The sequence below is a fragment of the Micromonospora sp. NPDC023869 genome (genome assembly GCF_055559695.1).
Map to the genome: position 1 here is coordinate 116,064 of NZ_JBVHKD010000007.1, position 20,717 is coordinate 136,780.

General features: G+C 71.1%; 19 protein-coding genes and 1 tRNA gene. 12 read left to right on the plus strand and 8 right to left on the minus strand.

Translation table 11 applies throughout. The features are described 5' to 3' along the window. Positions 1–122: 122 nt before the first annotated feature. Positions 123–770 (plus strand): copper resistance CopC family protein, encoded by a 648-nt coding sequence (locus ACZ31C_RS20255; protein ID WP_465796617.1) that lies wholly within the window; start codon positions 123–125, stop codon positions 768–770. A gap of 61 nt (positions 771–831) precedes the next feature. Here ACZ31C_RS20255 and gltX read toward each other — a convergent pair whose 3' ends face one another. The 3 genes from gltX to ACZ31C_RS20270 form a co-directional block, all read right to left on the minus strand. After that, positions 832–2,241 carry a glutamate--tRNA ligase gene (gltX, locus tag ACZ31C_RS20260; RefSeq protein WP_465796618.1) on the minus strand — a complete coding sequence of 470 codons (1,410 nt, stop codon included), beginning with the start codon at positions 2,239–2,241 and terminating at the stop codon, positions 832–834. 83 nt (positions 2,242–2,324) lie between these two features. Continuing rightward, positions 2,325–3,596: an MFS transporter gene (locus ACZ31C_RS20265; RefSeq protein WP_465796619.1), complete on the minus strand. Its 1,272-nt coding sequence runs from the start codon at positions 3,594–3,596 to the stop codon at positions 2,325–2,327. Then, complete coding sequence (locus ACZ31C_RS20270) at positions 3,593–4,942, minus strand: GH1 family beta-glucosidase (protein WP_465796620.1); 1,350 nt, start codon at positions 4,940–4,942, stop codon at positions 3,593–3,595. The genes ACZ31C_RS20265 and ACZ31C_RS20270 overlap by 4 nt, the downstream gene beginning before the upstream one ends. A gap of 187 nt (positions 4,943–5,129) precedes the next feature. Between ACZ31C_RS20270 and ACZ31C_RS20275 the strand changes: the two genes are divergently transcribed. Continuing rightward, positions 5,130–5,576, plus strand: a complete 447-nt coding sequence (locus ACZ31C_RS20275) for an SRPBCC family protein (protein WP_396750372.1) — start codon at positions 5,130–5,132, stop codon at positions 5,574–5,576. Positions 5,577–5,665: 89 nt separating this feature from the next. Here ACZ31C_RS20275 and ACZ31C_RS20280 read toward each other — a convergent pair whose 3' ends face one another. From ACZ31C_RS20280 to aceE, 3 genes are all read right to left on the minus strand, one after another. Further along, positions 5,666–6,607, minus strand: a complete 942-nt coding sequence (locus ACZ31C_RS20280) for a hypothetical protein (protein ID WP_465796621.1) — start codon at positions 6,605–6,607, stop codon at positions 5,666–5,668. Beyond that, positions 6,604–7,893: a choice-of-anchor B family protein gene (locus ACZ31C_RS20285; RefSeq protein ID WP_465796622.1), complete on the minus strand. Its 1,290-nt coding sequence runs from the start codon at positions 7,891–7,893 to the stop codon at positions 6,604–6,606. The genes ACZ31C_RS20280 and ACZ31C_RS20285 overlap by 4 nt, the downstream gene beginning before the upstream one ends. A 231-nt stretch (positions 7,894–8,124) precedes the next feature. Further along, complete coding sequence (gene aceE / locus ACZ31C_RS20290; RefSeq protein ID WP_465796623.1) at positions 8,125–10,869, minus strand: pyruvate dehydrogenase (acetyl-transferring), homodimeric type; 2,745 nt, start codon at positions 10,867–10,869, stop codon at positions 8,125–8,127. A gap of 221 nt (positions 10,870–11,090) precedes the next feature. On the opposite strand from aceE, the gene ACZ31C_RS20295 reads away from it, so the two are divergent. The 7 genes from ACZ31C_RS20295 (at position 11,091) to ACZ31C_RS20325 (ending at position 17,314) form a co-directional block, all read left to right on the plus strand. Then, positions 11,091–11,495, plus strand: a complete 405-nt coding sequence (locus ACZ31C_RS20295; protein ID WP_396750364.1) for a YjbQ family protein — start codon at positions 11,091–11,093, stop codon at positions 11,493–11,495. A 59-nt stretch (positions 11,496–11,554) separates the two neighbouring features. Continuing rightward, entirely contained in the window at positions 11,555–12,034 is a 480-nt protein-coding gene (locus ACZ31C_RS20300) for a MarR family winged helix-turn-helix transcriptional regulator (RefSeq protein WP_465796624.1), read from the plus strand. Positions 12,035–12,416: 382 nt separating this feature from the next. Next, positions 12,417–14,816, plus strand: a complete 2,400-nt coding sequence (locus ACZ31C_RS20305) for a thiamine pyrophosphate-dependent enzyme (RefSeq protein ID WP_465796771.1) — start codon at positions 12,417–12,419, stop codon at positions 14,814–14,816. Positions 14,817–14,931: 115 nt separating this feature from the next. Beyond that, on the plus strand, positions 14,932–15,369 hold the full coding sequence (locus ACZ31C_RS20310) for a DUF3052 domain-containing protein (protein WP_350698451.1): 438 nt from the start codon (positions 14,932–14,934) through the stop codon (positions 15,367–15,369). Between the two features lie 59 nt (positions 15,370–15,428). Then, entirely contained in the window at positions 15,429–15,893 is a 465-nt protein-coding gene (locus tag ACZ31C_RS20315; RefSeq protein WP_396750360.1) for a peroxiredoxin, read from the plus strand. 87 nt (positions 15,894–15,980) lie between these two features. Continuing rightward, a tRNA-Val gene (locus tag ACZ31C_RS20320) sits at positions 15,981–16,055 on the plus strand. A gap of 461 nt (positions 16,056–16,516) precedes the next feature. Next, positions 16,517–17,314 carry an alpha/beta fold hydrolase gene (locus tag ACZ31C_RS20325; RefSeq protein ID WP_465796625.1) on the plus strand — a complete coding sequence of 266 codons (798 nt, stop codon included), beginning with the start codon at positions 16,517–16,519 and terminating at the stop codon, positions 17,312–17,314. 42 nt (positions 17,315–17,356) lie between these two features. On the opposite strand, the gene ACZ31C_RS20330 is transcribed toward ACZ31C_RS20325, so the two are convergent. Then, complete coding sequence (locus ACZ31C_RS20330) at positions 17,357–17,923, minus strand: dihydrofolate reductase family protein (protein WP_465796626.1); 567 nt, start codon at positions 17,921–17,923, stop codon at positions 17,357–17,359. Between the two features lie 79 nt (positions 17,924–18,002). Between ACZ31C_RS20330 and ACZ31C_RS20335 the strand changes: the two genes are divergently transcribed. Next, entirely contained in the window at positions 18,003–18,578 is a 576-nt protein-coding gene (locus ACZ31C_RS20335; RefSeq protein ID WP_465796627.1) for a TetR/AcrR family transcriptional regulator, read from the plus strand. A 100-nt stretch (positions 18,579–18,678) separates the two neighbouring features. Continuing rightward, positions 18,679–19,824: a polysaccharide pyruvyl transferase family protein gene (locus tag ACZ31C_RS20340; RefSeq protein WP_465796628.1), complete on the plus strand. Its 1,146-nt coding sequence runs from the start codon at positions 18,679–18,681 to the stop codon at positions 19,822–19,824. Positions 19,825–19,866: 42 nt separating this feature from the next. On the opposite strand, the gene ACZ31C_RS20345 is transcribed toward ACZ31C_RS20340, so the two are convergent. Further along, positions 19,867–20,073 (minus strand): hypothetical protein, encoded by a 207-nt coding sequence (locus ACZ31C_RS20345; protein ID WP_350698462.1) that lies wholly within the window; start codon positions 20,071–20,073, stop codon positions 19,867–19,869. Positions 20,074–20,165: 92 nt separating this feature from the next. Between ACZ31C_RS20345 and ACZ31C_RS20350 the strand changes: the two genes are divergently transcribed. After that, positions 20,166–20,687 carry a DinB family protein gene (locus ACZ31C_RS20350; RefSeq protein WP_465796629.1) on the plus strand — a complete coding sequence of 174 codons (522 nt, stop codon included), beginning with the start codon at positions 20,166–20,168 and terminating at the stop codon, positions 20,685–20,687. Positions 20,688–20,717 lie beyond the last annotated feature (30 nt).

The window sequence follows — 20,717 nt, forward strand, 5'->3', positions numbered from 1 at the left end:
ACTCCGTGGAACGACGATCGGTTGCAGCTGGTGAAACACTAATTGGAACTATCTGCGATCGCGAATCGACCAATGATCAGCCGTGGACACGCGGGGCGGATCTTACCGGTGCGGAGGCCGTGATGGGGGGCAGGGTAGCGCGTACGACGCGGTCCTGGACAGTGGTGTTCGGCGTGGCGCTCGGTGTGTCGTTGCTGCTGCCGGTGACGCCGGCCGCCGCGCACAACCAACTGACCAGCAGCAACCCCCGCGACGGCGCCCGCGTCGCGACCGCGCCCGAGCGGGTCGAGTTGCGTTTCCTCGCTCGGCTCGACGAGGAGAGCACCACACTCACGGTCACCGGACCGGACGACGTGGACGCGCTCGGCGGGCCGGCCAGGGTCTCCGGCAACCGGATCAGCGCGCCGTTCACCCCCGGCCGGGCCGGCCTGTACGTGATCGGGTACGAGATCGTCTCCGGCGACGGCCACCCGATCTCGGGCGAGGTCCGGTTCACGCTGACCACCGGTACGCCCGCCGATCCGACCTCCTCGGCGACGACGGCTGCCCCCGCCGAGGGGGCCACCACCGCGGTACCGACCACCCCGGCACCGACGGAGGTCACGCCCACCCCGAGCAGGTCCGGTCCGCTGGTGGCCACCCCGATGCCCCGGTCCGGCGACTCGTCGGGCGCCGGCTGGTGGGCGGGCATCGTCGCCCTGGTGCTGCTCGTCGTGCTGGTCGCCGTCCGCCTGATCCGCCGGCGTGCCTCTCGCCGTCCACGGATGTAAGGAGGGGTCCCCTGCTATGCACCAGGCGTTAGCAGGGGACCCCTCCTTACATCCGACAGCCTTAGAACAGGCGGGCGCGGGCGGCGCGGAGCCGGGTCAGGGTGCGCTCGGCGCCGAGCAACTCCAGCGACTCGAACAGCGGCAACCCGACCGTCCGGCCGGTGACCGCGACGCGTACCGGCGCCTGCGCCTTGCCGAGCTTGAGACCGCGCGCCGCGCCGACCTCCTCCAGGGTGGTCTTCAGCGTCGCCGCGTCCCACGAGGTCACCGCCGCGTAGGCGGCGATGGCGTCGTCCAGCAGCTCGGCCGCGCCCTCCTTCATCGCCTTGGCCCAGGCCGCCTCGTCGATCAGCGGGGAGGCGAGGAAGAGGAAGTCGACGTTCGCGACGATCTCGCTGAGCACCGCGATGCGGGTCTGGGCCAGCGGCGCCACCGCGGCGAACGTCGCCGGGTCGAACTCGTCGGGCTGCCACGGCGGCGGCGGGATGCTGCCGGTACCGGTCAGCCACGGCCCGCAGACCTCGACGAACTCCTCGACCGACAACGCCCGGATGTACTCGCCGTTGAACGCCCGCAGCTTCTTCTCGTCGAAGAAGGCCGGCGACGGGTTCACCTCGTCCAGCCGGAACTCGTCCTCGATCACCGACCAGGGCACGATCTCCCGGTCGTTGGAGGGCGCCCAACCGAGCAGCATCAGGTAGTTGCGCATCGCGGCGGCGAGGTAACCCTCGTCCCGGTACGCCTCCAGCGCGACCTTGTCCCGTCGCTTGGAGAGCTTCTGTCGCTTCTCGTTGACGACCACGGGAACGTGCGCCCAGATCGGCGGCTTCACCCCGAGGGCGTCCCAGAGCAACTGCTGCTTCGGGGTGTTGGGCAGGTGCTCCTCGGCCCGGATGACGTGGGTGATGCCCATCGTCATGTCGTCGACGACGTTGGCCAGCAGGAAGACCGGGGACCCGTCGCCCCGGGCGATCACGAAGTCCTCGATGAGCTTGTTCTCGAAGGTCGGCTCGCCCCGGATCAGGTCCACGACCACCGTGGTGCCCTCGTCGGGCGTACGGAAGCGCAGCGCGCGACCCTCGCCGGGCGGCAGGCCACGGTCGCGGCAGTGGCCGTCGTAACCGGTGTACTGGTTGCCGGTCCGGGCCTGCACCGCCTCGCGGGTGCAGTCGCAGTAGTACGCGCGACCCGTGTCGTGCAGCCGGCGGGCGGCGGCGCGGTGCTCGTCGGCGTACGAGGACTGGAACCAGGGGCCCTCGTAGCTGCCCCGCTCGATGCCGATCCAGTCCAGCGCCGACAGGATGCCCTCGGTCCACTCCGGCTTGTTGCGTGCGGCGTCGGTGTCCTCGATGCGCAGCACGAACACCCCGCCCTGCTGCTTGGCGAAGATCCAGTTCTGCAGCGCCGAGCGGGCACCGCCGACGTGGAACATACCGGTCGGGGAGGGGGCGAATCGCACACGTACCGTCACGGCCCCCAGCGTACAGATGTTAGGAGGGGTCCCCTGCTATCGGCTGGTGTTGTACAGGGGTCCCCTCCTTACATCACAGCGGGTCAGGGGACGGAGCGGATCTTCAGCACCAGGACGCTGCCGAGGACGGTCACCACGGCGGTGGTGGCGTACAGGGCGGGGTAGCCGCCCAGGTAGACCACGATCGGGGCGGAGATGGCCGGTCCGAGCACCTGCGGCGCGGAGTTGGCGATGTTGATCACGCCGAGGTCCTTGGCCCGGTCGGTGGCCCTCGGCAGCACCTGGGTGATCAGGGCGGCGTCCACCGACAGGTACACCCCGTAACCGGCACCGAGCAGCAGCGCGGCGACGATCGCCATCGGCCAGGTGGGGGCGACGGCCAGCAGCAGGGCCGCGACCGCGATCACCATCCCGGCGACGATCACGAAGATCTTGCGTTTGCCCGAGCGGTCCGACAGCCGCCCGGCGACCACCGTGGTGGCCATCAGCCCGGCGGTGTAGAGCAGGATCAGCACCAGCAGGCCGCCCTCGGGGTCGGCCACCCGGACCTCGTCGGTGAGGAAGTACAGCAGGTAGAGGGTGCCGAAGGCGTTGCCGAGCTGGACCAGGAACCGGGTGATCCAGGCCCAGCCGAAGTCGGGGTGCCGGCGCGGCGACACCCACATGCCGGCCAGCAGTCCCCGCAGCGCCGGTCGGTGCGTACGCGGCAGCGGGTCGTCCGTGGTGCGCAGGGCGAACGGCAGCGCGAACAGCAGCACCGCGGCGGCGATCGCCAGGTACCCGGCGGCGTTGCCGGTGACCACGGCGGTGACCAGCACGACGCCGAGCACCAGCCCGAGCGCCTGCGGGATGCCGACCCAGCCGGAGACGCCGCCGCGTTGGGCGACCGGGACCCGGTCCGGTACGGCGGCGGTCAGGCTGGCCAGCATCGCGTTGAAGCAGGTCTGTGCCGCGATCCAGCCGACGACCACGCCGAGCACGGTCTGCGCCTGGGCGAGCAGCGCCAGCGACAGCGCGCCGAGCACCGCGCCGCCGAGGGTCCAGACGTGCCGGCGACCGAACTCCCGGCCGCCGATCCGCAGGCAGGTCCGGTCCGACAGCGCCCCGACCACCGGGTTGACGATCACCGCAGCCAACGCGCCGAGGCCGGTGACCACTGCCAGCATGGTCTCCTTGTTGGTCGGGGCGATCTGCCCGAGCTGCTGCGGCAGCAGCACCTGGATCGGCGTGAAGAACGCCATCCAGACGCCGAGGTTCGCGGCGAAGAGCAGCGCGATCCAGCCGCGCCGCACCGGGACCGTCGGCTCCGCCAGCGCCGCCGGCAGCGAGGTCGGCGTCGGGTCGATGGTGGTCACCGGGGAGGTTCCCGGCGGGCCGCCGCGATGACCTCGCGCAGCCAGGAGTACGACGACTTGGGCGTACGCGCTCCGGTGGCGAAGTCGACGTGCACCAGCCCGAAGCGTTTGGTGAAGCCCTCGGCCCACTCCCAGTTGTCCAGCAGGGACCAGACGAAGTACCCGGTCACGTCGACCCCGTCGGCCATCGCCGCGTGCACCGCGCGCAGGTGACCGTCCAGATAGGCGATCCGGTCCGGGTCCGGCACCCGGCCCTCGGCGTCCGGGGTGTCGTCGTACGCGCAGCCGCTCTCGGTGATCTGGATCGGGGGCAGGTGCGACCCGTACTGCCGGTGCAGCCAGCCGAGCAGGTCCCGGAGCCCGTCCGGCGCCACCGGCCAGTCGAAGGCGGTACGCGGGTACCCGGTGAGCGGCACCAGCTCGAACGGCAGCGGCGAGCCCTCCTCGGGGGCGCGTACGCCGGTCGGGTTGTAGTAGTTGACGCCCAGCACGTCCAGCGGGGCAGCGATGACGTCGAGGTCGCCGTCGCGGACCACGCTGGTGTCGAAGCCCAGCTCGGTCGGGTAGCCGCGGCCGAGCAGCGGATCGGTGAAGAGCCGGTTGTGCAGCGCGTCGTAGGCGTACCCGGCGGCGGCGTCGGCCGGGTCGTCGCCGAGCACGCGTACCGGCGAGTAGTTGTTGGCGATGGCGACCGGGCTGTTGCTGCGGGCGCGCAGCGCGGCGACCGCGAGACCGTGGCCGAGCAGTTGGTGGTGGGCGACCGGGAAGGCGTCGAAGAGCAGCGCCTTGCCGGGTGCGTGCTCACCGGTGCCGTGACCGAGGCTCATGTGGATGAACGGTTCGTTGAGGGTGATCCAGAGCTTGACCCGGTCGCCGAGGCGGGCGGCCAGCACGTCGGCGTACTCGGCGAAGCGGTGCGCGGTGTCGCGGTGCAGCCAGCCGCCGGCGTCCTGGAGCGGCTGCGGCAGGTCCCAGTGGAACAGCGTGGCGACCGGGTCGATGCCGTGGTCGAGCAACTCGTCCACCAGCCGCTCATAGAAGTCCAGCCCGGCGGCGTTGACCGGACCGGTGCCGGTGGGCAGCACGCGGGGCCAGGACACCGAGAAGCGGTACGCGGTCACCCCGAGCCCGGCCATCAGCGCGACGTCCTCGGCGTAGCGGTGGTAGTGGTCGCAGGCCACGTCGCCGGTGCTGCCGTCGAGGATGCGTCCGGGGGAGTGGGCGAAGGTGTCCCAGATGGAGGGTCCGCGACCGTCCGCGTCGGCGGCGCCCTCGATCTGGTAGGCGGAGGTGGAGACGCCCCAGCGGAATCCGGTGGGGAAGTCGGGCATCGGAGCGGTCTGCATGCGCCCTCCCGGCGAAACGCGAAACGTGTTCGGAACTCTAGGGGTCGTGGGAGCGCTGCGCCATAGGGTGCCGAGGCGTCGATGGCAATACCTTTCGGCGTGTCTTCGTCAAACCCGTCCACATACGTCCGTTTTTGCGCATACAGTTCCGAATATTGTGGGATGTCCTCACTGGAGGAAGACGGAAATGATCCTCGTGGAACGCAGCGCGCACGTGTCGGCACCGGTGAACGCGGTCTGGGACGTGGTTCAGCGCGCTGAACAGTTGCCGGCCTGGCTGGCCGGCGTCCGTGCGGCCGAGGTCCTCTCAGGAGAGGGCTTCGGCAGACGGCAACTGGTCCAGGCCGGGCGCGGTGCCGCACATGAGGCCGAAGTGATCGCCTACCAGGAGCCGACCCTGATCGGCTGGCGGGAACGCGCCAAGGGCGCCGGTGCCCGAGCGGAGGCGCGCACCGAGATATACGTCCAGCTCACCCCGGACGAGGACGAGGGTGGGACGGTCGTGCGGCTCATCGTCGTACGCTGGCCGGCCGGCCCGGTCAAGGCCGCGCTGCTCCGGCTCGGCCTGCGGAGGGTCGGCGCCGATCTGGAGGACTCGCTGGCTCGGCTGACCGACCTGGCCGCCGTCGGCTGACCGACCACCTCCTGGCGTCACCCACGATGCGGTGGCGGCCCCGGTGTCCCGACCAGGTGCACCCGGGCCGCCACCGTTTTCGACGCCCCCTACACGAACACGGTGAAGGCCGCCACGCGTACCTGGTCGAGGTGCCGGAACTCGAAGAACAATCGGTAGGTGCCCGTCGACGGCACGGTGATGCCGAACGCCACCACCGAACTGGCCTGGCTCGCCGCCGCCGGATGGACGTGCAGGTACGCCACGTCGCCCTGACGCAACGCGACCAGGTGCCCGTACGCGCCCAGATGTGGTTGCAGGTCGTTCACCGGTTGCCCGAGGCGACCGAGCCAGACCAGCACCTGGTGGGATTCGCCGGCACGCAGGCCGCCGTCCAGCGTGACCGTGTAGTCGTCGACCAGGACCGTCTCCTCGGGCGGATCGAGCGGCCGGACCGCGTACCGGCCGGGAACCGGCACGTCGGTCCCGAGGGTGACCCCCGCCTGGGCGCCGAGCGGCCAGAAGTCGGCGATCACCCGCAACGGGCCGGGTGCCGACGGTGTCACCCGCACCCGCCAGGTGCCGTCGGGCGACATCTCCGGGTGCAGGTGCTGATATCCGGAGAGGTCACGCCCGACGAGGATCAGGTGCATCCGGCGCTCGTGGTTCTCCTGGAACGCGGTCAGCGCGACACCGGTCTGGTCGGTGATCTGGAAGGCCAGTTCGGTCGGCTCGCCGACGGTCAGGGCCGGCGTGTGCAGCGTCAGCGTCCAGCCGTCCCGCGAGACCTCCAGCCCACCCGGACCGTGGCCCGCGTGCCCGCCCGCCATGGCGGCGGTCGGCCGGGCCGGACCGCCGCTCGGACCACCGGCCCGGCCGGCGAAGAAGCCGACCGTCAGGGACAGCGCGAGCACCAGCGCGATCGCCGCGTAACGGGTCCCCGGGCCGGCCGTCGGCACCGGGACGCCGGGACCGGCCGCGTACTCCGGATCGGGCGGCACGTCGACGGGGCCGACGGCGTTCGCCGTCGGCCCCTGGCTGGTCGTCGTCACGGCAGCCGGGGCTGCAACACGAACAGCCCCTGTTCGATGCCGCTGACCACGACGACACCGCTCGGGAAGTACGGGTAGGTGCTCCAGGCCCCGTTCATCGAGGAGCTGTTGCTGGACGGGTAGACGTCGAAGAAGCCGGCCTCGGTGGCCCGACCGGCGGCCACATCGGTGAGGTCCAGGATGCGCAACCCGGCCCGGTAGTTGGCCTGGTAGCTGTACCTCCCCTTGACGTACTGGTTGTGGTCGGTGGCGGCGACACCGGAGGGCGCGCTGTAGGTGCCGATGTGCCGGGGTGCGTCCAGGTCGGCCAGGTCCCAGATGTAGGTCTGGGTGTTGACCCCGCGCCGGGACTCGTCCAGCTCGTCGTCGAGCAGGAAGTACCGCTGGTCCTCGGTGAACCAGCCCTGGTGGGTGTACGCCCGGCCGGTGTACCCGATGCGGGCCAACTGCCGCGGAGCGGACTTGCTGGTCACGTCCACCACGGTGACGGTGTCCTCGTTGGAGCTGACACAGATCTCCCGGCCGGTGTGGGCGGTGTCGGGACCCCGGTACACCACGCACTGGGTGTCGTGGGTGTATCCGTCGTTGCTGACGCAGCCGGCGTATGTCGGGGACTTCGGGGTCCGGATGTCGACCATGTGCAGGCCGCCGCTGCAGGTGTTGGTGCCGACCGCGTACGCGAAGCCGGTCTGCTCGTTGATGGCGATGTTGTGCGAGTTGCCGAACTGGTTGTACTGCGCGTTGGTCGTCCAGGTCTGCGGCGTGGTGACGCCGCGCAACCGGGTCAGGTCGAACACCTGCATGCCGTGCCCGGACACGTCCGCCACCACGTACGCGTGGTCGCGGTAGACCTTGATGTCCCGCCAGACCGCCGTGCGGTTCTGGTATGCGGGCAGGTTGCCGAGATAGATCGGCGCGGTCGGGTTCGAGATGTCCACGAAGGAGGTGCCGTTGCGACGACCGACGATCGCGTACTCCTTGCGGGTCTGGGGGTCGGTCCAGCCCCAGATGTCGTTCGCCTGGCTGCCGCCGATGCTCGTCAGCGGCAGGAACGACAGCAGGTCGACGTTGCGGCACGGGTAACCCGCCGCCTGGCCGTTCGTGCAGGCCGTCGCGGCGGCGGCGACCAACTGCTGGGTCGGTTCACGCTGTGCCATGAACTCCTGGGCCGAGGCCCGCCCGGCGGGGGTGGCGGGGTCGTGTGCCACCGAGGGCGAGCCCGGCCCCAGCGTCGACACCACCAGGGCGCCGACGGCCAGGGCCAGGCCGATCCGGACGATTCGCATCTGTGCTCCCTCTCGTCGCGCGGGGGCGGACGGCGTCCGAGCCGGCGGAGGACGGCGCGACAGGGGAGTCCACCGGGCCGGCGTGGTGCCCGTGCGGAAGCCGGATGCCTATCGACGATTGTGGATTGGTGATGTTGCGGGGGGAAGTCGCCTCCCGATATCGCCTGTGTCATACCGACACGCCAGAGGGCCCGGCGCGATGCGCCAGGCCCTCTCTCAGTGCGTGCGGTACTAGCTGTCGCCGCCGGTCTCGCCGACCGGGGCGGCGTTCACGTCGTCGATGGCGTACTTCTTGGCCGCCTCGGCCGGTACGTGCGCCGGTACGACGCCACGCAGCGCGAGCTGCCGCAGCGTGGCGACCGCGATCGACTCGGCGTCGACGCGGAAGTGCCGGCGCAGCGCGTGCCGGGTGTCCGACAGGCCGAAGCCGTCGGTGCCCAGCGAGGTCCAGTCGCCCGGCACCCAGCGGGAGATCAGGTCCGGCACCGCGCGCATCCAGTCGCTGACCGCGACCTTCGGCCCGTCGGCGTCGGCCAGCTTCTGCTGGATGTACGGCACCCGCTGCTCCGCGCCCGGGTGCAGGAGGTTGTACGCCTCGCACTCGACCGCGTCCCGCCGCAGCTCGGTCCAGGAGGTCACCGACCAGACGTCGGCGGCCACCCCCCAGTCCTGGGCGAGCAGCTCCTGCGCCTTGAGCGCCCACTGCATGCCGGTGCCGGAGGCGAGCACGTTGGCCCGGGGGGCGTCACCCTCCACCGTCGGGGCCGCCGCGTAGCGGTAGATGCCCTTGACGATGCCCTCGGCGTCCACACCCTCCGGCTCGGCCGGCTGGTGGATCGGCTCGTTGTAGATGGTGAGGTAGTAGAAGACGTTCTCCTGCTCCTCGCCGTACATCCGGTGCAGGCCGTTCTCCACGATGTGCGCGATCTCGAACGCGAACGCCGGGTCGTACGCGACGACGGCCGGGTTCGTGGCCGCGAGCAGCAGCGAGTGGCCGTCCTCGTGCTGGAGGCCCTCACCGTTGAGCGTGGTGCGACCGGCGGTGGCGCCGAGCACGAAGCCGCGGGCCATCTGGTCGGCCGCCGCCCAGAAACCGTCGCCGGTGCGCTGGAACCCGAACATCGAGTAGAAGATGTACATCGGGATCATCGGCTCGTCGTGCGTGGCGTACGACGAGCCGGCGGCGGTGAACGAGGCGACCGAACCGGCCTCGTTGATGCCCTCGTGCAGGATCTGACCGGTGGTGGACTCCTTGTACGACAGGAACAGCTCCCGGTCGACCGAGGTGTACCGCTGGCCGTGCGGCGAGTAGATCTTGGCGGTCGGGAAGATGGAGTCCAGGCCGAAGGTGCGCGCCTCGTCCGGGATGATCGGCACCCAGCGCTTGCCGAACTGCTTGTCCTTCATCAGGTCCTTGAGCAGCCGGACGAAGGCCATCGTGGTGGCCACCTTCTGCTTGCCCGAACCCCGCTTGACGTCGGCGAAGCGCTCGCTGCCGGGAATGGCCAGGGTCTTGGCCTTGGTCCGCCGGCTCGGCAGGTAGCCGCCGAGCTGCTTGCGCCGCTCGTGCAGGTACTGCATCTCGTCGGACTTCTCGTCCGGCCGGTAGTACGGCGGCAGGTACGGGTTGTCCTCCAGCGCCGAGTCCGGGATGTCCAGGTAGAGCCGGTCGCGGAACATCTTGAGGTCGTCCAGCGTCAGCTTCTTCATCTGGTGCGTGGCGTTGCGGCCCTCGAAGTGCTGACCGAGCGTCCAGCCCTTGATCGTCTTGGCCAGGATCACCGTCGGTTGCCCGGTGTGCTCCGTCGCCGCCTTGTAGGCCGCGTAGAGCTTGCGGTAGTCGTGCCCGCCCCGCTTGAGGTTCCAGATCTCGTCGTCGCTCAGGCCGTCGACCATCTTGCGGGTCCGCGCGTCCCGACCGAAGAAGTGCTCCCGGACGTACGCGCCGGACTCTGCCTTGTAGGTCTGGTAGTCGCCGTCCGGCGTGGTGTTCATCAGGTTGACCAGCGCGCCGTCGGTGTCGGCGGCGAGCAGCGGGTCCCACTCCCGGCCCCAGACCACCTTGATGACGTTCCAGCCGGCGCCCCGGAAGAACGCCTCCAGCTCCTGCATCACCTTGCCGTTGCCGCGGACCGGACCGTCCAGGCGCTGGAGGTTGCAGTTGATCACGAAGGTGAGGTTGTCCAGCTCCTCCCGGGCGGCCACGCCGATCGCGCCCAGGGTCTCCGGCTCGTCCATCTCGCCGTCGCCGAGGAAGGCCCAGACGTGCTGGTCGGAGGTGTCCTTGATGCCCCGGTGCTGGAGGTAGCGGTTGAACCGGGCCTGGTAGATGGCGTTCAGTCCGCCGAGCCCCATCGAGACGGTGGGGAACTCCCAGAAGTCCGGCATCAGCCGGGGGTGCGGGTACGACGGCAGACCGCCGCCGGGGTGCGACAGCTCCTGCCGGAAGCCGTCGAGCTGGTTCTCGCTCAGTCGGCCCTCAAGGAACGCGCGAGCGTACATACCGGGGGAGGCGTGCCCCTGGTAGAAGAGCTGATCGCCGCCACCCGGGTGGTTCTTGCCCCGGAAGAAGTGGTTGAAGCCCACCTCGTACAGCGAGGCCGAGCTGGCGAAGGTGGAGATGTGCCCACCGACGCCGATCTCGGGACGCTGCGCCCGGTGCACCAGCATCGCCGCGTTCCACCGCACGTACGCCCGGATCCGGCGCTCGATGTGCTCGTCACCCGGGAACCAGGGTTCGCGCTCCGGCGGGATCGTGTTGAGGTAGTCGGTGGTGGTCAGCGACGGTACGCCGACCTGGCGCTCACGGGCGCGCTCCAACAGGCGCAGCATCACGTAACGCGCCCGCTTGGTGCCACGATCATCGATGACACCGTCGAGCGACTCGACCCATTCGCTGGTCTCTTCAGGGTCGATGTCCGGAAGCTGGCTCGGCAGTCCGGCCGTGATCACCGGGCGCTTGCGTTCCGTAGCCACAGGCGTTCCCTCGGTTGTGTGTGGGATAGGTCTCTAGCGCCATCCTGCCCCGTCGCGGCACTCGCCGTCACGTCCACCCGGCCCAAGGGCGACGCGCGACACACGTACCGACCAGTAACTTCAGGTCGTCGCGCAGGCTGCGACGGGTCGTAGACGATCTTGCCAGGAAACGCCACCGAGCGCGCCGGTACAAGATCTCGTAACCGGGCAGAATGAGGGGTATGCGTAGTGAGGTGATCAGCATCCGGACCGGTTCCCGGCCGACCGTCCGGGACATCACCGCCGAGGCCGAGCAGTTCCTCGCCGGGCAGGGCGACGGACTGCTGCACGTGTTCGTGCCGCACGCCACCGCCGGGGTGGCCATCATCGAGACCGGTGCAGGCTCCGACGACGACCTGCTCACCGCGCTGGACGCCCTGCTGCCCACCGACGACCGGTGGCAGCACCGGCACGGGTCGCCCGGGCACGGCCGCGACCACGTGCTGCCCGCCTTCGTCGCCCCGTACGCGACGCTGCCCGTGCTCGGCGGCCGGCTCGCCCTCGGCACCTGGCAGTCGGTCTGCCTGGTCGACACCAACGGCGACAACACCAGCCGGCAGGTCCGCTTCTCCTTCCTGCCCGGCTGACCACCACACCGGCGTAACGGCGGAGCTGCCCGAATCCGGCCGGAACGTAGAATCCGAGCATGCTGCGACCACCCGTCACCCTGGTCGGCCCGGGTCGGGCCGACCGGTCCCGGGTGGCCGGCGACACGGTCCGGCGGATCATGCACGTGGCCGGCGCCCTGCGGCACCACCAGGACACCGAGATCGCCGCACTGGGGCTGACCCCGGCGGTCGCCCGCGCGCTCTACGAGCTGGACCCGGATCGCCCGCTGCCCGCCCGCGAGCTGGCCGAGCAGTTGCGCTGCGACCGGTCCAACGTGACCGCGCTGGTCGACAAGCTGGAGCGGGCCGGGCTGGTGGAGCGCCGCGCCGACCCGGCCGACCGGCGGCAGCGGACGCTGGTGGTGACCGAGGCGGGTCGGCGGATGCGGGACCGCGTCCACGAGGTGCTGTCCGACTCACGACTGCTGGCCGGGCTCAGCACGGAGGAGTTGGTGGTCCTCGGCAAGCTGGTCTGGAAGGTCTCCGACGGCGGCTGCCCTGAGCAGTTCGGCGTCTGAGGCCGGTCACTCGGGCCAACGGTGGGCCGGGCATCCTCCACCCGACGGACGGCCCACCCCTGGTGGGTGCCACCACCTGGGCCGTACGGTCCGATGCGCCGCGCCGTCCCAGGTGCGTGAAACGTGCTCAGGTGGGCGAGGCGTGCCTCGGTCGGTAATGCTGTCGGACGTGACCACCCCGCAGGATCTCGACGACCGGTTCCGGGAGGCCCTGGCCGCCCTCGCCGCGCCGGGGCGCCGCGCCGACCCGGCACAGCCGGTGGCCGACGGTGCCACGCTGACCGGCGCAGAGCTGTTGGACCTCTTCGACGCCCAGGTCACCAGCCGCCAACTCGACCTCGCCGGGCGCTGGCTCCGCAGCTTCGGTGAGGGCTACTACACGATCGGCTCGGCCGGGCACGAAGGCAACGCCGGGGTCGCCGCAGCGCTGCGCCCCACCGACCCGGCCCTGCTGCACTACCGCTCCGGCGCGTTCTACTGCGTACGGGCCGCTCAGGCCGCCCGCAACGCGGAGCCCGACACCGGCCGGGAGTCCGACGCGGACCCGCCCGGAGGCGACGGCGAACCCTCGAACGCGTTCGCCACACCGCCTCCGTCGATCGTCGGGATGACGGGGGAGTCCGAACGCGCCGAGAACACCACACCCGTGGGCGGCGATCCGGGTCCGGCCGAGGACGCCGAACCGACCCAGGACGATGTCGAACCGGCTGAGGAGGGCGAAGCGCCCGCGGATGATGTCGAACCGGCCGACGGTGCCGAACCCGCCGAGGGCGCTGCGGTGCCGGGGACGGCGGGTGGCGGGTCGGTTGGCGCGCGGGCGGTGGACCCGGGGTACGCGGACGCGGCCCGGGACGTGCTGCGCGGGATGGTGGCCTCGCGGGAGGAGCCGATCGCCGGAGGCCGGCACAAGGTCTTCGGCCGGGCCGACCTCGCCGTGGTGCCGACCACCTCGACGGTCGCCTCGCACCTGCCCCGGGCGGTCGGCATGGGTCTCGCGGTGGAGCGGCTGCGTCGGCTGGAGACGCGGCAGGAGCCGACCCGGCCGGGAGAGACACCGGCGGCGACGTGGGCACCCGACGCGATCGTGGTCTGCTCGTTCGGGGACGCCTCGATCAACCACGCCAGCGCCACCGCCGCCTTCAACACCGCCGGCTGGTACGACCACACCGGCCTGCGCATCCCGGTGCTGTTCGTGTGCGAGGACAACGGCCTGGGACTGAGCCTGCGATCCCCGCAGGGCTGGGTGGCGACGGCGCTGCGGTCGAAGCCGGGGGTGCGGTACTTCGCTGCCGACGGCACGGACCTGGTCGAGACGTACGAGGTGGCGGTCGAGGCGGCGGCCTGGGTACGTCGGCACCGGCGTCCGGCCGTCCTGCACCTGACCACGGTGCGGTTGATGGGGCACGCAGGCGCGGACGCCGAGAGCGCGTACCGGTCGGCCGGGGAGATCCGTGCCGACCTGGACCGGGATCCGCTGGTGGCCACCGCCCGGCGGTTGGTCGAGGCGGGCCTGGCCAGCGGCGCGGAGCTGCTGGACCGCTACGACGAGGTCGGCTGGCGGATCCGTCGGCTGGCCGAGGGGGTGCTCGACGAGCCGAAGCTGGCCAGCCCGGCCGAGGTGGTCGCCCCGCTGGCGCCCCGCCGACCGCTGCGGGTGGCCCGTGCGGTGGCCGAGGCGGGCGACCGGGCGGCCGGTCCGGGCGCGGGCGCGCGGGTCGAGGCGTTCGGCGGCAAGCCGCCGGAGCTGGTCGGCCCGCTGACGCTGGCGCAGAGCATCAACGCCGCGCTCACCGACGGGCTGCTCGACCATCCGCAGATGGCCGTCTTCGGCGAGGACGTCGCCGCCAAGGGCGGGGTGTACGGGGTGACGAAGGGCCTGCGGGACCGGTTCGGTGTCGCCCGGGTCTTCGATACGTTGCTCGACGAGACCTCGATCCTCGGCCTGGGGCTCGGTGCCGGGCTGGCCGGGATGCTGCCGGTGCCTGAGATCCAATATCTGGCGTACCTGCACAACGCCGAGGACCAGTTGCGTGGCGAGGCGGCCACCATGAGGTTCTTCTCGCAGGGCGCGTTGCGTAACCCGATGGTGGTGCGGGTGGCCGGGCTGGCGTACCAGGAGGGTTTCGGCGGGCACTTCCACAACGAGAACTCGGTGGCGGTGCTGCGGGACGTGCCCGGGCTGGTGGTCGCCGTACCCGCGCGACCGGACGACGCGGCGGCGATGCTGCGGACCTGCCTGGCGAGCGCGGCGGTGGACGGCAGTGTCTGTGTGTTCCTGGAGCCGATCGGGCTCTACCACACCCGCGACCTCTACACCGACGGCGACGGGGAGTGGCTGGCCGGGTACGCCGAGCCGGGCGCCTGGGCGGGCGCGCACGTGCCGGTCGGGCGGGCCCGGGTGTACGGCGTCGGCTCGGCCGAGGACGTCACCATCATCACGTTCGGTAACGGCGTACGCATGTCGTTGCGGGCCGCGTCGGCGCTGGCCGACGAGGGCGTCGGCACCCGGGTGGTGGACCTGCGGTGGCTGGCTCCGCTGCCGGTGGCCGATCTCATCCGGGAGGCCACCGCGACCGGCCGGGTGCTGGTGGTGGACGAGACCCGGCGCTCCGGCGGGGTGGGTGAGGGAGTGCTGGCTGCCCTGGTCGATGCCGGTTATGTCGGTGCGGCACGACGGGTGGCAGCAGTTGACTCATTTGTACCATTAGGTCCGGCTGCCCGTCAGGTCCTAGTGTCCGAGGAGGCCATCACCCAGGGTGCCCGTACGCTGCTGGCACGGTAAATTTCGTTCCACCCGGTGCGCCACTTGCGCCGGAGGGCACAACTGTGTGGACTTTGCCTGACGGCGTTCGGAGGGGACGCCGCGAACTCGCCACGAGATGAGGAGGCACGCGACAGTGAGCGCGACCGCTGGTCAGGCTGCCGACGGGGTACGCAGCCTGGCGGACCGGTTCGGCATCGAGCCGGGGATGGTCGTCATGGAGATGGGTTACGACGACGACGTCGACTCCGATCTCCGAGACGCCCTGACGGACCGTTGTGGTGATCTGGTCGACGAGGACACCGACGAGGTGGTCGACGCGGTGCTGGTGTGGTACCGCGACGGCGACGGTGATCTCTTCGAACTCCTCGTCGACGCCCTCGGCCCCCTGGCCGACAACGGGGTCGTGTGGCTGTTGACGCCCAAGGCCGGCCGTGACGGGCACGTGGAGCCGAGCGAGGTCGCCGAGTCGGCACCCACCGCCGGCCTGCAACAGACCTCCACCATCAACGCCGGCAAGGACTGGAGCGGGGCCCGTCTCGTGCTGCGCCGGGGCGCCAAGGGCAAGAAGTGACCCTGCTCAGCGGTGTGACAGGCTGAGGCCGACCCGACCTGACTCCCGAAGGAGCTCGCATGCCGATCGAGGTTGGTGCCGAGGCGCCGGACTTCGTGCTGAAGGACCAGAACAACCAGGAGGTACGGCTCGCCGACTTCCGTGACCGGCGTACCGTCCTGCTGGTCTTCTACCCGCTGGCCTTCACCGGCATCTGCCAGGGCGAGCTGTGCGAGGTGCGGGACAACCTCGACGAGTACGTCAGCGACGACGTCCAGGTGCTCACCGTCAGCGTCGACTCGGTGTACGCCCACAAGATCTGGGCGGACCGCGAGGGATACCAGTTCCCGCTGCTGTCGGACTTCTGGCCGCACGGTGCCGTCGCTCAGGCGTACGGCGTCTTCAACGAGGTCGCCGGCATCGCCAACCGGGGCACCTTCGTCATCGACAAGAACGGCGTGGTCCGGTTCGCCGAGATGAACATGCCGGGCGAACCGCGCGACCAGCACGGGTGGCGCAAGGCCCTGGCCGAGGCCAGCGCCTGACCCGTCCCGAACGGTGGTAACCGTCCGGTTGGGCCGGTGGGCGGCAGGGTAGGCTTGCCAACCGCCGGCTCGGCCGGACGGTGTCCCGGGCGCGTAGCTCAGCGGGAGAGCACTCGCCTTACAAGCGAGGGGTCGCAGGTTCGAAACCTGCCGCGCCCACCAGATCCAACGACGGCCCGGAGACCACTTCTCCGGGCCGAGTCCGTATCGCGCGTCGTCTACGGCGAACCCGGCGCTTCGACTACAGACCGGCAGAGCGCTGGGGTGGTTAGGCAGACGTCGAGGTCGCCGACGTGCGGTTCGGGTACGAAAATGCACGTCGGCGGCGACCTCCTTGGTTCCTAGTTCGGCGCCTGTCGAGCTGAACCGTCGGCGCTGTCGCACCTCCGGGCACGGGGCGCCGCAGGCCGGGACCATCCCACGCGATCCGTCAACGCTCTCAGCTCGACAGGCGCCCACCGTGCTGTCGGCCAGGTCCCGAGCGCCAATCGGGCACGGGCCGGGCCACCCTCATCGACCGCGTGATGACAGGGGTGCGGTCTCGGGCAATCGGAGCCGAGTCGGACGGGTGCCGCGTACCGTCGTCGTCGGGTCGATGCCGACGCGGACGGGGAGGTGCGCGAGTGGGCTACGCCGAGGTCGCCGACGTGCGGTTCTGGTACGAGACACACGGCACCGGGCGGCCGTTGGTGCTGCTGCACGGCGGGTTCGGCGCGGTGGAGACCTTCGCCGCGATCCGGCCCGCGCTGGCGCAGCGCCGCCGGGTGATCAGCGTCGACCTGCCGGGTCACGGACGCACCGCCGACGTCGACCGTCCGATGCGGTACGAGTCGATGGCCGACGACGTGGCCGCGTTCATCGACCACCTGGGTCTGGGGCCGGTCGACGTGCTGGGCTTCTCCCTCGGTGGCGGGGTCGGCCTGCGGCTGGCGGTCCAGCACCGGCACCTGCTCCGCCGGCTGGTGGTGGTCTCCGCGCCGTGCCGACGTCAGGGCTGGTTCCCCGAGGTACTCGCCGGGATGCCGGAGCCCGACGAGGCGGCCGGCGAGCGGATGCGGGGCATCCCCGCGTACGAGCTCTATCGGCAGGTCGCGCCCCGCCCCGACGACTGGCCCAAGCTCTGGGCCCGGACCGGTGAGCTGTTGCGCCGCGAGTACGACTGGTCCGCGGAGGTGGCCGCGCTGACCACCCCCACCCTGCTGGTCTTCGCCGACGCCGACTCGATCCGTCCCGCGCACATGGTGGAGTTCTTCGGCCTGCTCGGCGGCGGCCACCGGGACGCCGGTTGGGACGGTGCGGACCGGCCGGACGCCCGTCTGGCCGTCCTGCCCGGGCTCACCCACTACGACATCGTGGACTCGCCCGCCCTGCCGACGGTGGTGCTCCCGTTCCTCACCCACACCCTGAACACCCCCGACTGACCGCGCCGCCGACACCTCGCCGACTTGCCCGGCGAGCCCTGTCTATCGGGTGTAGTGCAGCATGACCACGCCCGCGCCGATGGGGGTGGCGTCGGCCAGGGCGAAGTGCTGTAGGTCGAACGAGCGGTCGGCGAGCGGGATGCCGCTGCCCGCGACGATCGGGTTGACCTTGACCATCAGTTCGTCCACCTCGGGCAGCAGTTGGCCGGCGAGCTGGCCGCCGCCGCAGAGCCAGATGTCGCCGCCGGACTGTTGCTTGAGGTCGCGGACGAAGGCGACCGCGTCGTCGGAGACGATCTCCACCGCCGGATCCTCCGACGGCGGCAGCGAGCGGGCGAAGACGTACTGCTTCAGGTGGGCGTACGGGCTGGCGATACCGAGTTTCAGGGCGGGTTCGTAGGTGGCCCGGCCCATCAGGACGGCGTCGAACCGGCCCTGCGGGCGGTCGATGCCGAGCTGTGCGTGGGCGAAGGTCGGGAAGGTCTGCGGCCAGTGCGTGGCGAGGTGTTGCGCCACCTCGGGGTCGGGGCCGAAGAAGTCGAACGCCCCGTCGGGGGCGGCGATGAAGCCGTCGATCGTGCTGGCGACGTAGTAGACGAGGGATCGCAAGCGGTACTCCAATCACTACGGATGTTGTGGTTGACCTTAAACTACAACACCTGTCGTGGTTGTTGCTAGGGTGCTCCCCATGGCACGCAACCCCGAGCGACGAGCGGCCCTGGCAGACGCCGGGCTGCGGGTACTGGCGGCGCAGGGCGCGCGGGGGCTCACCCACCGGGCCGTCGACACCGAGGCGGGCGTACCGGTCGGCACCGCCTCCAACTACTTCCGCTCCCGGGACGCCCTGCTCGGCGCGCTCGGCGAGCGGATCTTCGAGCGGTTCGCCCCCGACGAGACGGTGCTGGCCGGACTGGCCGCCCGGGAACCCTCCACGGCCCTGCTGACCGACTACGTCCGGTACATCGTCGAGCGGACCACCCGGCAGCCGGAACTCACCCGCGCCCTGATCGAGTTGCGCCTGGAGGCGACCCGCCGTCCCGACCTGGCCCGGATCCTCGGCGCCACCCTGCGGCAGGGCTACCGCGACGACGTCGCGCACCAATTGGCCGCCGGCCTGCCCGGTGGCGCGTTCGAGGTGACCCTGCTGCGGTACGCCGTGGACGGGCTGCTGCTCGACCTGCTCACCCCCTCGATCGACGCCGGGTTCGACCCCGACGACGTGGTCGTCGCCCTGGTGTCCCGGTTGTCCGCCGAGCCCTCCTGAACCCCGATCGCCGCTCGGGCGGTGCCCCCGGCGCGGCGAGGACTGTTCGCCGGTGCAGCGGGAAGACGTCGATGCGGACGCACCTGGGGAGGAGCGACGGATGACGCGTGCCGGACTGACCATCGGCGTGCTCGGCTCGTACGGCGGGCGCAACCTCGGTGACGAGGCCATCCTCACCGGCCTGCTGGCCGACCTGCGGGAACAGGAGCCGAACGCCCGGATCATCGTCTTCTCACGGAACCCGGCGCACACTGCGGCGGCGCACCCGGACGTCGAGGCGGTGCCGTGGGAGGGGGTCAGCCGTACCGACTCCGCCCTGGTGTTGTCGCAGCTCGACCTGCTCATCCTCGGCGGCGGCGGCATCCTCTACGACAAGGAGGCCCGCCGCTACCTACGCGTGGTGCGGGTCGCCCAGGAACGCGGCCTGCCACTGCTGACGTACGCGGTGGGGGTGGGGCCGCTCAGCGAGATGGTCGACACCGGGATGGTGCGGGAGACGCTGGCCGGCGCCACCCAGGTGACCGTCCGCGACCAGGAGTCGCGGATGGTGCTGGAGGAGGCCGGACTGCTCAACCCGATCACCGTCACCGCCGACCCGGCGTTCCTGCTGGAACCGGAGGACTTCCCGGCGGAACTGCTGCGCGAGGAGGGCGTCCCGGCGGGCAAGCGGCTGGTCGGCATGAGCGTACGGGAACCCGGCCGGGCCGCCGAACGGCTCGACGTCGACGGCTACCACCGGCTGCTGGCCCAGATCGGCGACTTCCTGGTGCACCGGATCGACGCGCACGTGCTGTTCGTTCCGATGGAGCGCGACGACATCCGGCACTCGCACGGGGTGCTCTCGCACATGATCGCTGCCGAGCGCGGCCGCATCCTGCACGGCACCTACTCGCCGCAACAGGTACTCGGGCTGATGCGCCACTTCGACCTGGCCGTCGGCATGCGGCTGCACTTCCTGATCTTCGCCGCGATGATGGGTACGCCGTTCCTGCCCCTGCCGTACGCCGGAAAGGTCTTCGACCTGGCCCAGCGACTCGGGGTGCCGGCGCTGCGCGGCGTGGAGCGGGAGGTGGAGGGGCCGCTGCTGGCCGAGGTCGACCAACTGTGGGACGAGCGTGACCAGCGGCGGGAGACCACCGCCCAGCGGGTCGCCCAGGTCTGCGAGGAGGCCCGGGGCACCTCGCAGGTCACCCGGTCGGTGCTGGAGAACCTGCGCACCCGGTCCCTGGTCGAGGTCGGCGCCTGACCTGTGTGCTCGGTCGGTGGGCCGCGTCGCGCGTCGGGCGGATCAGACGGCCGGGCCGCGCCAGCAGTAGCGCCACTGCTGGCTCTGGGCGTCGACCGACTCCAGCTCGTAGATGTCTGCCCCGGCCAGGCCGCCCGAGCCCAGATGGTGGTGGGTCAGTGGGGGACGGCCGTTGGGGTCCAGCTCGACGGTGACCTGCTGTCCGTCCGCCTCGCCACCTACCAGCGGGATCTCAACCGAGGATGCCATGCGCCCATCCTGCCCCGCCCGCCGCCGCCGTGCAGTGGATAGCCGGGGCACGGGGGACAGCCGATGGGTCGGAAAGGGGCTAATCTCCGGTCATGGCGGAGATCGCGATAGACCCGACGCTCGGCCCGGTCGTCAACCGGGTGGCCGGCGAACGGGAGATCCTCGAATCGTTCCTCGATTTCCACCGGGCGGTGCTGCTGCGCAAGCTGCGCGGCCTCTCCGACGCCGACGCGGCCCGTCGGCTGCTGCCCTCGGCGACCACGGTCGCCGGGCTGGTCAAACACCTCACCGAGATCGAACGCAACTGGTTCCACTTCCTGCTCGATCCGGCACCGGGCGAGGTGTTCCCCACCTCGGAGGAGGCGGCGCTGGCCAGCTTCACCCTGGACGAGGCGGACACGGTGGAGAGCCTGGCCGTCGACTACGAGCGGACGTGTGATCGGTCGCGGGAGATCGCGGCCCGCTTCGACCTGGACCACGTGGTGCCGCAACCGCAGCTCGGTGAGGTGTCGCTGCGCTGGATCCTGGTGCACATGATCGAGGAGACCGCACGGCACGTCGGGCACGCCGACATCCTTCGGGAACTGACCGACGGCACCACCGGCGCCCTCTGACCGTCGCCCGCGGTCGGACGACGCGCGCGG